The sequence below is a fragment of the Catellatospora sichuanensis genome, from assembly GCF_007483665.1.
GTDB lineage: Bacteria > Actinomycetota > Actinomycetes > Mycobacteriales > Micromonosporaceae > Catellatospora > Catellatospora sichuanensis.
The window spans coordinates 196,438-210,429 of the sequence record NZ_ML660189.1 but is presented as its reverse complement, the minus strand read 5'-3'; the positions used below and the strand labels follow the sequence as shown (position 1 = coordinate 210,429).

8 protein-coding genes are annotated in these 13,992 nt (G+C 71.5%); 5 read left to right on the top strand and 3 right to left on the bottom strand.

Annotation, left to right across the window (positions count from 1 at the left end):
* Positions 1 to 72: 72 nt before the first annotated feature.
* Positions 73 to 882: an ABC transporter ATP-binding protein gene (locus FLL47_RS11280; RefSeq protein WP_246157800.1), complete on the bottom strand. Its 810-nt coding sequence runs from the start codon at positions 880 to 882 to the stop codon at positions 73 to 75.
* 176 nt (positions 883 to 1,058) lie between these two features.
* Here FLL47_RS11280 and FLL47_RS11275 point away from each other — a divergent pair, with 176 nt between their 5' ends.
* On the top strand, positions 1,059 to 2,066 hold the full coding sequence (locus FLL47_RS11275; RefSeq protein WP_144120422.1) for an ATP-binding cassette domain-containing protein: 1,008 nt from the start codon (positions 1,059 to 1,061) through the stop codon (positions 2,064 to 2,066).
* Positions 2,067 to 2,133: 67 nt separating this feature from the next.
* Positions 2,134 to 3,108 carry an ABC transporter permease subunit gene (locus tag FLL47_RS11270; RefSeq protein ID WP_144120421.1) on the top strand — a complete coding sequence of 325 codons (975 nt, stop codon included), beginning with the start codon at positions 2,134 to 2,136 and terminating at the stop codon, positions 3,106 to 3,108.
* A 45-nt stretch (positions 3,109 to 3,153) separates the two neighbouring features.
* On the opposite strand, the gene FLL47_RS11265 is transcribed toward FLL47_RS11270, so the two are convergent.
* Positions 3,154 to 4,344 carry an ROK family transcriptional regulator gene (locus tag FLL47_RS11265; RefSeq protein ID WP_144120420.1) on the bottom strand — a complete coding sequence of 397 codons (1,191 nt, stop codon included), beginning with the start codon at positions 4,342 to 4,344 and terminating at the stop codon, positions 3,154 to 3,156.
* 204 nt (positions 4,345 to 4,548) lie between these two features.
* Here FLL47_RS11265 and FLL47_RS11260 point away from each other — a divergent pair, with 204 nt between their 5' ends.
* Together FLL47_RS11260 and FLL47_RS11255 are read left to right on the top strand one after the other, a co-directional pair.
* Positions 4,549 to 5,997: a glycoside hydrolase family 3 protein gene (locus FLL47_RS11260; protein WP_144120419.1), complete on the top strand. Its 1,449-nt coding sequence runs from the start codon at positions 4,549 to 4,551 to the stop codon at positions 5,995 to 5,997.
* Between the two features lie 81 nt (positions 5,998 to 6,078).
* Positions 6,079 to 6,669 carry a flavodoxin family protein gene (locus tag FLL47_RS11255; RefSeq protein ID WP_144120418.1) on the top strand — a complete coding sequence of 197 codons (591 nt, stop codon included), beginning with the start codon at positions 6,079 to 6,081 and terminating at the stop codon, positions 6,667 to 6,669.
* Positions 6,670 to 6,787: 118 nt separating this feature from the next.
* Here the strand turns inward: FLL47_RS11255 and FLL47_RS11250 are convergent, their stop codons facing one another.
* The gene (locus tag FLL47_RS11250) at positions 6,788 to 11,809 is read right to left on the bottom strand and encodes an NAD-glutamate dehydrogenase (protein WP_144120417.1); all 5,022 of its coding nucleotides are present in this window, start codon (positions 11,807 to 11,809) and stop codon (positions 6,788 to 6,790) included.
* Between the two features lie 203 nt (positions 11,810 to 12,012).
* Between FLL47_RS11250 and FLL47_RS11245 the strand changes: the two genes are divergently transcribed.
* Complete coding sequence (locus tag FLL47_RS11245; protein WP_144120416.1) at positions 12,013 to 13,941, top strand: penicillin-binding transpeptidase domain-containing protein; 1,929 nt, start codon at positions 12,013 to 12,015, stop codon at positions 13,939 to 13,941.
* The last annotated feature ends 51 nt before the right edge of the window (positions 13,942 to 13,992 follow it).

Below are 13,992 nucleotides of genomic sequence, written 5' to 3'. Positions count from 1 at the left end.
GTGTCGCGTTTCGGGACGCTTGAGCGTCCCGAAACGCGACACGCCGGAGTCGACGTATAGCCGGCGGAAGGCTCAGCGGGCGCGGGCGGTGAAGCGGCCCTCGGCCGAGGTGACCTCCAGCGGCAGGCCGAACGTCGCCGACAGGTTGTCCGACGTGATCGTCTCCGGGATCGGCCCGGCCGCCACGATCCCGCCCTCGCGCAGCAGCAGCGCGTGGGTGAAGCTCGGCGGGATCTCCTCCACGTGATGCGTCACCAGCACCAGCGCGGGCGCGTCCGGGTCGGCGGCCAGCTCGGACAGCCGGGCCACCAGATCCTCCCGACCGCCCAGGTCGAGCCCGGCCGCCGGCTCGTCCAGCAGCAGCAGCTCGGGGTCGGTCATCAGGGCTCGGGCGATCTGGGTGCGCTTGCGCTCGCCCTCGGAGAGCGTGCCGTACTGGCGCCGGGCCAGCCCCGCCATGCCCCACTCCTCGAGCAGCGCCTCGGCACGGGCCTCGTCCATCGGGTCGTATGACTCGCGGAAACGCCCCACCACCGCCCAGGACGCGGTGACCACCACGTCCCGGACCAGCTCGCCCGGGGGCACCCGCTCGGCCAGCGCCGCCGTGGACAGCCCGATCCGGGTGCGCAGCTCGTTCATGTCGACGCGGCCGATGCGCTCGCCGAGCACGTACACCGTGCCCTTGGTCGGGTGCGCGCGGCCGGCGGCCAGATGCAGCAGCGTGGTCTTGCCCGCCCCGTTGGGGCCGAGCACCACCCAGCGCTCGTCCAGCTCGACCCGCCACGAGATGTCGCGCAGCAGGTGCTTGCCCTCGCGTACGACGTCGACGCTTTCGGCGGCGATCACGAGATCGGGGTCTTCCGGGGCGACGGCCCGGTTCACCTCATGGACGGTCTGAGCGACGCGGTGCAGTCCTGACACAGCCGATATCCAATCACGGCCGCACCCGCACAGGTGCGACCTGCCAGGCAGATCACAGTCCGTCCGCTGCCGGGGCACCACGACCGCCACCGGATCACATACGGTGTGGCGGCACACAGACCGATTGGGGAGGCGCTGTGACCGCCGTGATCGAGATCAGCGGGCTGTGCAAGACGTTCCACAGCCTGTGGCGCGAGGAGAAGACCGCGCTCGACGGGTTCGACATGGTCGTCGAGAAGGGCCAGGTCCATGGCTTTCTCGGCCCCAACGGCTCGGGTAAGACCACCACGCTGCGTACGCTGCTCGGCCTGCTGCGGCCCGACGAGGGCGTGATGCGGATCCTCGACACGCCCAGCGCCGACTTCGGCGACGTGGCGCACCGGGTCGGTGCGATCGTGGAGAGCCCGGCGTTCTTCACCCCGTTCAGCGGCCGCAAGACCCTCCAACTGCTGGCCACCGCGGGCGGCCTGCCCAAGGGGCGGGTGGACGAGGCGCTGACCGCGGTCGGGCTGCGCGACCGGGCCAACGAGCCCGTCAAGGTGTACTCGCTCGGCATGCGCCAGCGGCTCGCCGTCGCCTCCGCCCTGCTCAAGCGGCCGGAGCTGCTGATCCTGGACGAGCCCGCGAACGGGCTGGACCCCTCCGGCATCCACGCCATGCGCACCCTGATGAGCGACCTCGCCGCGCAGGGCGTCACCGTGCTGCTCTCCAGCCACCTGCTCTCCGAGATCGAGCAGGTCTGCGACTCGGTCACCATCATCGACCGCGGCCGCCGGGTGGCCCACGGCCCCGTCTCGGTGGTGCTGGCCGGCCACGACACCGGCGAGCATCTGGTCCGGGTCGCCGACACCGAGCAGGCCGCACGGCTGCTGCGGGCGGCGGGCGCGACGGTACGCATCGCCGACGGCGCGCTGTTCGTCGGCGGCGTCAGCGGCCCGGCCGCGATCAGCGAGACGCTCGGCCAGGCCGGACTGTGGCTGACCGAGCTCACCCCGCTCACCCCCGACCTGGAGAGCGTCTTCCTGGACCTCACCGGCACCCGGCCCGTCCCCGACGCCCCACCACAGGTCGCGGTGCCGACCCGTCGGCGCCCGCCCGCGGACAACGTCATCGACCTCGACGTGCGCAGCGAGGAGCAGGCATGAGCGAGCGCAGCGAGCGATTCAACGGGCTCGGGCAGCATGCCGTCGACGAGCGCAGCGAGGAGCAGGCATGAATCTGGTACGCGCCGAGGTGAGCCGGCTGCTGTCGCGGCGGTTCACCCACATCATGGTGATCGGCCTGTTGGCCGTCTTCGGGATCACGGCCGCGACCACGCTGGCCAGTTCGACGCGGCCCGGCAGCGACGCCTGGGTGGCCGCGGAGCAGACCGCTGCGGAGCGGCGCACGAGCCTGATCCAGTTCAAGGCCAACTGCGAGGCGGCATTCCGCCAGGACAAGGAGGCCGCTGAGGCTGCGTTCGCCGGCGGCTGCGATGCCGCGGGCGACCCGGCCGACGTCCGGCCCGAGCACTTCCTCGAGGACGCGTTCGTGTTCGAGCAGGAGATCCGCGGGCTGACCATCTTCCTGGCGGTGTATCTGAGCTTCTTCGCCTTCGTGATCGCCGCGTCGTTCATCGGGGCCGAGATGAGCAGCGGCGGCATCACCAACCTGCTGCTGTGGCGACCACAACGCTCCTCGTTGCTCGGGGCCAAGCTCGCCGCACTGACCGGCTGCGTCGTGCTGTTCTCCACCCTGTTCACGGTGCTCTACGTCGGCGCGTTCTACCTGATCGCGTACACCTCGGGCTGGACCGGCGACACCGGCGCGGCCTTCTGGGGCGAGCTCCTCGCGCTGAGCTGGCGCGGCATCGCGTTGTCGACGGCGGCCGCGGCGTGCGCCTTCGCGCTGGCCACGCTGGCCCGGCACACGGCGGCCGCGCTGGGCATCGCGGTCGGCTACTTCCTGGTCTGGGAGGCGGGCGCGCGCATCGTCTTCGAGATCGGCGGCATGCTGCCGTACGACCCCTACTTTCTGTCCAGCTACCTTTCCGCGTTCGTGGGCGGCGATCTGAAGTACTGGTCCGGCCTCGACGGCTCGGGCGATCTGGTGATCACCCGGCTGAGCGGCGGCATGGTCGTGGCGGGTCTCACGGCCGCCCTGCTCGCCGCCGCGTTCGCCAACTTCCGCCGCCGCGACCTCACCTGACCCCGCCCGGACGGACGCGGAGGGGATCAGGTGGCTCGGGCGGGATCAGTCGACGGTGGAACCGAAGACCTCGTCGCGGACCGCGTCCAGGGCGGTGAGCAGTGCGCCCTGGAGCACGGGCTCGTCGGCGACGCCGGTCACCACGACCCGCGGGGCCACCGGGCTGATCGCGGCGACCTCGTGCTGTACCCGCTCGGCCAGCGGCGTGCCGCCTGCCGCGCCGACCTCGCCGGCCAGCACGACCAGCGGCGGGTCGAGCACGATGCAGGAGGCGGCCACGCCCAGTGCCAGCCGCCGGGCGACCTCGTCGAGCACCGGGCCGCCCTTGGTGCCGGCCGCGATCGCGGCCTTGACCGCCTCGGCCGCCGTGCCCGCCCGGAAGCCGTGTTCACGGGCCACCTGACGGACCGCGTCCGCGCCCGCCACCTGCTGGAAGGCGCCCTTGCCGCGCCGGCTGACCTCGCGCGGGATCTCCGCGCCGGGCACCGGCAGGTAACCGATCTCGCCCGCCGCGCCGGAGGCGCCGCGGTGCAGCCGCCCGCCCAGCATGACGGCCAGGCCGGTGCCCTGGCCGATCCAGACCAGCAGGAAGTCGCCGACCTCGCGGGCTGCCCCCGCGTGGGCCTCGGCGACGGCGGCGAGGTTCACGTCGTTCTCGAACACGATCGTGGTGTGCAGGTCGTCGCGCAGGGCCGCGGCGAGGCCGCGCTGCCAGCGGGGCAGGTTGAAGGCGAAGACGATGTCGCCGGTGTTCGGGTCGACCAGACCCGGGGTGCCCAGCACGATGCGGCGTACGTCGCCGAGCTGCGCTCCGGCCTGCTCGGCCGCTTGGACGACGGCGTTGTGCACCAGCCGGACCGGGTCCTCGCCGCCGCCGTTGGCGTCGGGCTTGGTGGAGACCTCCACCCGCCCGACCACCGCGCCGGTGATGTCGGCGCAGGCGGCCACCACGTGCTCGTCGCCCACCTCGACGCCCACCACGTACGCACTGTTCGGGGCGACGTTGTAGAGCTGCGCGTTGGGCCCGCGGCCACCGGCCTGCTCGCCGACCCGACGCACCAGGCCGCGCTCCTCCAGCCGCTCGACCAGCTGGGAGGCCGTGACCTTGGACAGTCCGGTCAGCTCACCGAGCTGGGAGCGGGTGAGCGGGCCCCGGGCCAGCAACAGCTCGAGCGCCGCCCGGTCGTTGAGCGCGCGGAGCAGCCGAGGCGTGCCTGGTTGGGAAACTGCGGCCATGGTGCGTCATCCTAGAGTTCGGCATGCGGCACCACCGGATGTCGGCGTGCGCTGGCTTTTAGTAAAGTTTCTTATTAGATTGGGTTACCTTAACCGGTACGGCCGTAGCCTACGGCCTACGCGCACAAAACCACTATGGATGGCAAGACCCGACACACTGGCCGAAGGGCCCACCACCAAAGTCGGGTCGAAGCGGAGGACACCGTGACCACTGATCCAGGTCTGCGCCGGCTGGCACTGCGCACCATGCTCGCCGCGTTCCAGGGCCACACCGCCCCCGACTGGGCCACCCGCCTGCTCGGCGAAGGCCTGGCCGGCTACACGCTGTTCGGGTTCAACGTCGCCGAGCCCGTGCAGCTCGCCGGGCTCACCGCGCAGCTGCGCGCCGCGCGCCGCGACACCCTGATCGCCATCGACGAGGAGGGCGGCGACGTCACCCGACTGGCCCACCGCACCGGCAGCCCGTACCCGGGCAACGCGGCGCTGGGTGCGATCGGCGACCTGGACCTGACCCGCCGCGTCTATCACTCCATCGGGCGCGAGCTGGCCGACGTCGGCATCAACCTGAACCTCGCACCGACCGTCGACGTCAACACCGCCACCGACAACCCGGTCATCGGCACCCGGTCGTTCGGCGCGGACCCGGTCCGGGTCGCCGCGCACGCCGCCGCCGCCGTGGTCGGCCTCCAGCAGGCCGGCGTGGCCGCCTGCGCCAAGCACTTCCCCGGGCACGGCGCGACCGTCGCCGACTCCCACCTCGAGCTGCCGACCGTCGACGTGACGCCGCAGCTGCTGCGTGACCGCGAGCTGCCCCCGTTCGCGGCCGTCGTCGCGGCGGGCACCAAGGCGATCATGACGGCGCACATCCGGGTGCCCGCGATCACCGGCGACGACCCGGCCACGTTCAGCGAGACGCTGCTGGTGGACGTGCTGCGGCACGAGTACGGCTTCACCGGCACCGTGGTCACCGACGCGCTGGAGATGCAGGGCGCGGCCCGTGCCGCGGGCGGCATCGGCCCGGCCGCGGTCCGCGCGCTGCGGGCCGGGGCGGACCTGCTGTGCCTCGGCGCCGACATCGACCTGGAGATCACCGAGCGCGTCGCCGCCGCCATCGCCGGCGCGATCGCCGACGGCTCGCTACCCCTCGCGCGGGTCGAGCAGGCCGTCGCCCGCAACCAGGCGCTGGCCGCGTGGACGCACGGGATCGAGGAGATCGAGCTCAGCCCGCGGCTGGGCTACGACGCCGCGCGGCGCGCGGTGAGCGTCGAGGGCAGCCTGACCGGGTTCGAGCAGCCGTTCGTCGTACAGCTGCGGGCCGGGCACACCATCGCCGAGGGCGCCGTGCCGTGGGGCCTGTCGCCGCACCTCGACGGCACCCCGCAGCTGGCCGTGGCCGCCGACGAGACCAGTGCCGGCGCGCTGATCGACGCCGCCGCCGGACGGCCCATCGTGCTGGTCGGGCGGCACACCCATCGCAACCCCGCCGCCCGGTCCCTGGCCGAGCAGCTGGCCGCCGTGCACCCGCTGGCCGTGGTGGAGATGGGCTGGCCGGCCGGCTGGCGGCCGAGCGGCGTGAAGGCGTTCGTCACCACGTACGGCGCGAGCCACGCCAACGGCAGGGCCGCCGCCGAGATCCTGGGCCTCGCCTCGTAACCGGCGTCACCCGGATCACACGGTCTGGACCGCAGCCCGACTCGATGGCAGTATTCATGCTCACGCATCTAATGCGTGAGCATGAATCATTTCCGACGGGAGAATCCTGCCGTGCCGCACGACGATCAAAGCACCTTCCTCTTCCTGCTCGCCGGAGCACGGGAGGGCGGCAACACCGAGACGCTGGCCCGCGCGGCCGCCGCCCATCTCCCCACGCAGGCGCGTCAGACCTGGCTCAACCTCCGCGAGCTGCCGCTGGCCCCGTTCGACGACATCCGGCACGCCGGCGCGGGCGTCTACCCCCAGCCCGAGGGTGCGGAGAAGGTCCTGCTGGACGCCACCCTGGCCGCCGACCACCTGGTCGTCGCCTCTCCGCTGTACTGGTACAGCGTTTCGTCGTCCGCCAAGCTCTACCTCGACTACTGGTCCGGCTGGCTACGAGTGCCCGGCGCCGACTTCAAGGCCCGCATGCGCGGCAAGACGATGTGGGTCGTCACCGCCCTCAGCTCCACCGACCAGACCACCGCCGACCCACTCATCGGCACCCTCAAACTGTCCGCCCAGTACCTCGGCATGCACTGGGGCGGCGCCCTGCTCGGCTACGCCAACCGCCCCGGCGACATCACCGCCGACACCGAAGCCCTGACCCGCGCCAAAACCTTCTTCTCCTGACCGCGACCCCGCCCCAGCCGACGATCTTGCGTGAACCGTTAGGGATATCCCCGATTCGGGCGTGTCATCCCCACAGTTCACGCAAGATCGTCGGCTGGGGCGGGGCGGGGGGTGGGGGTCAGGCGGCGGCGGTGCGGACCAGGGTGCGGATCTGGCGGAGGAGGACGGAGAGGGGGGCCAGGTCGGCTTTGATGCCCTCTAGTTCGGCTATGGATTTGCGGGCCTGGGCGATGGTGGCGGCGTTGCGCTGTTCCCAGTGGGACACGCGTTCCTGGGCGGGGCCGGTGGGGGTGGCCGCGAGTACCTCGGCGGTGAGGGCGGCCAGGGCGGCGTAGAGGTCGTAGCGCAGGGCCATGCGGGCGAGGGTCTGCCAGCGGTCGTCGCGGGGGAGCAGCGAGATCTTCGTCAGCAGGTCGTCGACGCGGAAGCGCTCGGACAGCACGAAGTAGACGCCGGCCACCTCGTCGAGGTCGCGTCCGGTCGCCGAGGCGACCTCTACGACGTCGAGCAGGGCGAAGCTGTACAGCGTGCGGGCGCCCCACTCGGCCAGGTCCTGCGGCGCGCCCAGGCCGACCAGCTCCGCCTCGTGCTCGGCGATGCCCTCGCGCTCCGTGCCCAGGAACATCTCCTTCATGCGCGGAGCCAGGGTGGACACGCCGGGCTTGAGCCTGGCGATCTCACCGGGCACGTCCAGCGGCGAGCGCCGGTTCTGGATGAGCCAGCGCACCGCCCGGTCCATGAGCCGCCGGGCCTTCAGGTAGACCGCGGTCTGCGCCGCCGTCGGCACCCGGTTGTCGGTCGCCTCCACGGCCGCCCACAGCGAGGGCAGGTCGAAGACCTCCCACACGATCTCGAAGGCCCTCAGCACGTCCGCGGCGGACGCGCCCGTCTCCTCGACCGTACGGTGCACGAACGTGATGCCGCCCCGGTTGACGGTCTCGTTGACCAGCACCGTGGTGACGATCTCGCGCCGCAGCCGGTGCTCGGCCATCTGCTGGGTCATCCCGTGCAGCGGCGTCGGGAAGTAGTCGGCCATGGTCTGCGCGGTCCACGCGTCGTCGGGCAGGTCGGAGTGGACGATCTCCTCCTCCAGCGCGATCTTCACGTACGCCATGAGCACGGCGAACTCGGGCGTGGACAGGCCCTCCCCGTTCTCGGCGCGGGCCAGCAGCTCCTCGTCGGCGGGCAGGCCCTCCAGCGCCCGGTCCAGCCGGCCGGAGCGCTCCAGCTCGGTGATCAGCCGGCGGTGCACCGGCAGCAGGGACAGGGTCTGCGCGCGGGCGTTGCCCAGTGCCGTGGCCTGGCCGTAGTTGTCCCGCAACACGAGCGCGGCGACCTCGTCGGTCATGCTGGCCAGCAGCTCGTTGCGGGCGTCGCGGCCCAGCTCCGGGTCCGCGCCCAGCAGGATCTTGATGTTGACCTCGTGGTCGGAGCAGTCCACCCCGGCCGTGTTGTCGATGAAGTCGGTGAAGATCCGGCCGCCCGCGCCCTGTGCGCCGCGGCGCGCGTACTCGATGCGACCGGCCTGGGTCAGGCCCAGGTTGCCGCCCTCGCCGACGACCCGGCAGCGCAGGTGCCCGCCGTTGACCCGGATCGCGTCGTTGGCCTTGTCGCCGACCTCGGCGTGCGATTCGGTGGTGGCCTTGACGTAGGTGCCGATGCCGCCGTTCCAGAGCAGGTCCACCGGGGCGAGCAGGATGGCCTTCATCAGCTCGGCGGGGCTCATCGCGGTGACCGTGTCGGCCAGGCCGAGGACCGCGCGCACCTGCGGCGTGATCGCGATGGACTTGGCGGTGCGCGGGTGCACCCCGCCGCCCGAGGAGATCAGCGAGGTGTCGTAGTCGGCCCACGAGCTGCGCGGCAGGGCGAACATACGCCGCCGCTCGGCGAACGAGGCCGCCGCGTCGGGGTCCGGGTCCAGGAAGATGTGCCGGTGGTCGAACGCCGCCACCAGGCGGATGTGCTCGGACAGCAGCATGCCGTTGCCGAACACGTCGCCGGACATGTCACCCACGCCGACGACGGTGAAGTCCTCGGTCTGCGTGTCGCGGCCGAGGTCGCGGAAGTGGCGCTTGACCGATTCCCACGCGCCCCGGGCGGTGATGCCAATGCCCTTGTGGTCGTAACCGGCCGAGCCGCCCGAGGCGAACGCGTCGCCCAGCCAGAACCCGTACGACGCGGAGATCTCGTTGGCGATGTCGGAGAACGTCGCGGTGCCCTTGTCCGCGGCGACCACCAGGTAGGGGTCGTCGCCGTCGTGGCGGACCACGTCGGCCGGGGGCACGATCTTGCCGGCGTCGAGGTTGTCGGTGATGTCGAGCAGTGCCGAGATGAACCGGCGGTAGCAGGCCACGCCCTCGGCCTGCAGCGCGTCGCGGTCCCCGCCGACCGGTGCCTGCTTGAGCACGAAACCGCCCTTGGCCCCGACCGGCACGATCACCGCGTTCTTGACCATCTGTGCCTTGACCAGGCCCAAGACCTCGGTGCGGAAGTCGTCGCGACGGTCCGACCAGCGCAGCCCGCCCCGCGCCACCGCACCGAAGCGCAGGTGCACGCCCTCGAAGCGGGGCGAGTACACGAAGATCTCGAACTTGGGCCGTGGCGCGGGCAGATCCGGGATCGCCTGCGGGTCCAGCTTGAACGCGATGTAGGACTTGGGCCGCCCGTCGTTCGCCTTCTGGAAGAAGGAGGTACGCAGGGTGGCCTGCATCAGCGTCAGGAAGTTGCGCAGGATGCGGTCCTGGTCCAGGCTCACCACCGACTCCAGCTGGCGGCCGATCGCCGAGATCAGCTCCTTGGCCTGGCTGCTGCGCTCGGTGTCGCTCAGCTGCAGCTTCGGATTGAACCGGGTCTCGAACAGCGCCACCAGCATCGCCGCGATCTGCGGGTACGTCGTGAAGGTGGCCTCCATCGACTCCTGTGCGAAGACCGTGCCGGCCTGGCGCAGGTACTTGGCGTACGCCCGGAGCACCACGACCTGCCGCCAGGTCAGCCCGGCGCGCAGCACCAGCTCGTTGAAGCCGTCGACCTCGGCCTCACCCCGCCACGCGGCGGCGAAGGCGTTCTCCACGTGCGCCCGCACCTCGGCCAGGTCCCGCGCGCCGGAGGGCAGCTGCAGGCCGAAGTCGTACACGAACACGGTCGCGTCGTCGCGGCGCACCTCGTACGGCCGCTCGTCGGTGACCCGCACACCCAGCGAGTGCAGCACCGGCAGCACCGCCGACAGCAGCATCGGCTCGCCGTGCCGGTACACCTTGAACCGCACGTCGTTGCCGGGCGTGGTGGCCTCGACCACGCTGCCCGAACCCGCCGTGAAGCGCCGCCGGAACAGGTGCATCTCCAGCTGGCCGGGCTCGTCCAGCAGCTCCAGCTTGGCCAGGTCCTGCGCGCCCTCGTAGGGCAGGTGCCCGTCCTTGTACGTCTCCGGCAGCGCGTCGGTGTACCGCGCGGCCAGCAGCTTGGCCTGCTCGTCGCCGACCTTGCGCTCCAGCACCAGCCGGAAGTCGTCGTCCCAGTTGCGGGTGGCGTCGCCCAGCATCTCGGCGAGCGCGTCGGCGTCCACCTCGCCGGGCGGGTCGTTCGGGTCGGTGCGCACGATGAAGTGCACTCGGGCCAGGTTGGACTCGCTGACCCGGGTGGTGTAGTCGACGCCGACGCCGTTCAGCTCGCGCAGCAGGATGTCCTGCATGGCCAGCCGGTGCGCGGTGGTGAACCGGTCCCGCGGCAGGTAGATCAGGCAGGAGATGAACCGGCCGTAGCCGTCGCGGCGCAGGAACAGCCGCAGCTGGCGGCGCCCGGCCATGCGCAGCACCCCGGTCACGGCCTGGTACAGGTCGTCGGTGCTGATCTGGAACAGCTCGTCGCGCGGGTAGGTCTCCAGGATCTCCAGCAGGTCCTTGCCGGAGTGGCTGCGTGCGGACAGGCCGGAGCGGTCCAGCACGTTGTCCACCTTGCGGCGGATCACCGGCAGGTCCCGCACGCTGGTGCGGTATGCCGCCGACGAGAACAGGCCCAGGAAGCGCCGCTCGCCGCTGACGTTGCCGTCCGCGTCGAACATCTTGAAGCCGATGTAGTCCAGGTAGGCCGAGCGGTGCACGGTGGCCCGCGAGTTGGCCTTGGTGATCACGAGCAGGCGCTTCTCCAGCGCCTTGCGCTGTGCCTCCGGGGTCATCGACTCCAGCGTCCGGGCGGTGGAGGACGCGTCGTCGCGCAGGATGCCCAGACCGGTGCCGGGCACGGCCCGCATCAGGTCGGTCTCGCTGCCGGCCGCGCCGGGCACGTGGACCAGCTCGTACTCGCGGTAGCCGAGGAAGGTGAAGTGGTGGTCGGCCAGCCAGCGCAGCAACTCCACCGAGTCGGTGATGTCGCGGTCGGGCACCGGCAGCTCGGCCCCGGAGATCTCGTCGGCCAAGGCCAGCGCCTGCGCCCGCATGCGCGGCCAGTCCTCGACCGCCCGGCGCACGTCGCCGAGCACCCGCTCCAGGTCGGCCCGCAGGTGCGCCAGCTCCGCCTCGTCGCGGATGGCGCCGACCTCGATGCGCATCCAGCTCTCGACCAGGTCGCCCGGGATGGCGTCGTCCGGCTCGACCTCGGCGCAGACCTCGACCAGGCTGCCCTGCTCGTCGCGGCGCACCACCATCACCGGGTGCACCAGCAGCTGCACGTCCTTGCGCGCGGACAGTGCCGCGGTGACCGAGTCGACCAGGAACGGCATGTCGTCGGTGACGACCTCCACGACGGTGTGGCGCGGTTCACCGGACAGGGACAGGCGCAGCTTGAGCTCGCCCGGCATACGGGAGGCGGCCAGCTCGCGGTGGGCGCGGGCGGCCTCGACCAGGCGGGCCGGGGTGAGGTCGACGAGTTCCTCGTCGGGAGCGAAGCGCCAGTACCGCTGCACCAGCTGCGCCTCGGCCAGCCGGTCGTCGGCCAGGCTCGGAGTGTCGGGACTGCCCCCGGCCGCCAGCGCGACCGCGGCCGCGATCAGGCGCTCGCCGTTGGGCAGCGGCTCGTCGAGATCGCTGTCATCCAGGTCGTCCGGGTGCGCCTGCGGCAGACCCTCATTCCTGATGGTGTCGCCGCTCGCACCGGCGTCGACCTCGGCAGAAGCGCTGCCGCCGTCGATTCGGCCGCCAGACTCCATGAAAAGCCACTCCCCTTCGCCCACCGCGCTGTGGGTCGTTGGTGGGACGGGCCGTTGCAGGGGCCGTCCCGTCGTCAAACCCCAGCCTAGTCAGCACCCCCGGCCAGGCACGCGTTCGGGGGCCGCCGACATCGGCCCGCACGAGTCCGGTCCCGGACAGCGCTGGTGCCACGCGGATGGTGCCGTTGCGGCAGAATGCCCGCATGGCTCTGCGCTCGAAGGTACGCCGTCCCAAGATTGTCCTCTCCCTGGTGGCGATGTCGCTGCTGTTCCCCGCACTTGCCGCCTGCTCGAAGGACGACGGCCCCGAGCCCATGCTCGACGCGTTCCTGGCCGGCTGGAAGACGGGGACCTACGACAAGGTCACCTTCGTCAGCCCGACCGGCCAGGGTGTCGCCGCCGACACGGTCAAGACCGAGCTCCGCGCGCTGGAGGGTGCCTTCCGGGACACTCCCCCGACACTGACCAGGCAGGATCCGGTGGTGAGCGAGGGACTGGCGACGACCCAGATCAAGGTCGCCCAGCCGCTGCCGGACAAGACCATCTGGGAGTACACCACCACGGTGCGGATGACCAAGGCCAAGGACAACTGGCAGGTCGTCTGGGAGCCGGTGATCGTGCACGAGAAGCTGACCAAGGGTGACGAGCTCGCCGTACGCCGGCTGGCTCCGGCGCGGGCCGGTGTCTTCGACGGCACCGGCGTGGAGATCGTCCGGCCGCGACCGGTCGTCGTGATCGGCGTCGAGCCGCGGAAGGTCAAGGACATCGACGCGCTGGTCAAGGAGCTGACCACGATCTTCACCTCGGGGGCGTACGACGTCGGCAAGGACGACCTGGCCAAGCTGCCCGCCCGGGTGAAGGACGCCAAGCCCGACGCCCTGGTCGAGATCGTGACCCTGCGCCGGGAGATCTACGAGCCGATCGGCACGCGCCTGCGGGCCCTGATGGACGACGGGGTGGCGTTCCGTGAGGAGGAGTGGCTGCTCTCGCCGACGCGCACGTTCGCGCGGGCGCTGCTCGGCACCGTCGGGCCGGTCACCAAGGAGATCATGGACAGCAAGCCCGGCGCGTACCAGGTGGGCGACCAGGCCGGTCTCGGCGGCATCCAGCGCACCTACGACGACCGGCTGCGCGGCACCGCGGGCCTGCGCGTCGTCTCCAGCCGCAAGGCCTCCGACGGCACCGTCCAGGACACCCCGCTCTACACGGTCGAGGACAAGGACGGGCAGAAGCTCCAGCTCACGATCGACCAGAAGTACCAGATCGCGGCCGAGAAGGCGCTCGGCACGGTCAAGCAGCGCAGCGCGATGGTGGCGATCCGGGTCAGCGACGGCAAGCTCATCGCGGTCGCCAACAGCGGCGCGGACAACCTGGCGTTCACCGCGCAGGTGCCGCCGGGCTCGACCTTCAAGGCCGTGTCGGCGTACGGCCTGCTCGACGCCGGCAAGGTGACCCCCAACCAGGTCGTGCCGTGCCCGAAGTTCTTCACCGTCGAGGGCCGCCAGTTCAAGAACTCGAACTTCCTGGAGCTGGGCAACGTTCCGTTCCACACCGACTTCGCCAAGTCGTGCAACACCGCGTTCGCCTCGCTGGCCCCGCAGCTGGGCCCCGACGGCCTGATCAGCGCCGGCAACGCGCTCGGCCTGGGTCAGACCTGGGACCTGGGCGTGCCGGCGTTCACCGGCCGCGTCTCGACCGGCGGCAGCGCCACCGAACTGGCCGCGGCCTCCTTCGGCCAGGGCCAGACCATCGTCAGCCCCGTCGCCATGGCCGGCGTCGCCGCCGCCATCGCCCGCGGCCAGTGGAAGCAGCCGGTCCTGCTGCTCGACCCGGTCCCCGCCAAGCCCGCCGCCGACGGCCCGGCCCTCAAGCCGACCACCGTGGAGCCGCTGCGCGCCATGATGCGCGAGGTCATCACCCTCGGCACCGCCACGACCCTCAAGGACGTCCCCGGCGCCCCCGTCTTCGGCAAAACCGGCACCGCCGAGTACGACGACAACCCCGCGCACACCCACGCCTGGTTCATCGGCTGGCAGGGCGACATCGCGTTCGCCGTCTTCATCGAAAACGGCATCAAGCCCAGCGAAACCGCCGTCCCCGTAACCGAGTCCTTCCTCCGCAACCTCCGCTGACCCAAGATCGCGACGATCTTGCACGAACAGTGGGTACGACACACTCGTACC

Bases quoted from the DNA above. Each gene is read 5' to 3' on its own strand.
- FLL47_RS11270 (WP_144120421.1), top strand. From the start codon at position 2,134: ATGAATCTGGTACGCGCCGAGGTGAGCCGGCTGCTGTCGCGGCGGTTC.
- FLL47_RS11255 (WP_144120418.1), top strand. From the start codon at position 6,079: ATGAATCATTTCCGACGGGAGAATCCTGCCGTGCCGCACGACGATCAA.
- FLL47_RS11250 (WP_144120417.1), bottom strand. From the start codon at position 11,809: ATGGAGTCTGGCGGCCGAATCGACGGCGGCAGCGCTTCTGCCGAGGTC.
- FLL47_RS11265 (WP_144120420.1), bottom strand. From the start codon at position 4,344: ATGGCCGCAGTTTCCCAACCAGGCACGCCTCGGCTGCTCCGCGCGCTC.
- FLL47_RS11245 (WP_144120416.1), top strand. From the start codon at position 12,013: ATGGCTCTGCGCTCGAAGGTACGCCGTCCCAAGATTGTCCTCTCCCTG.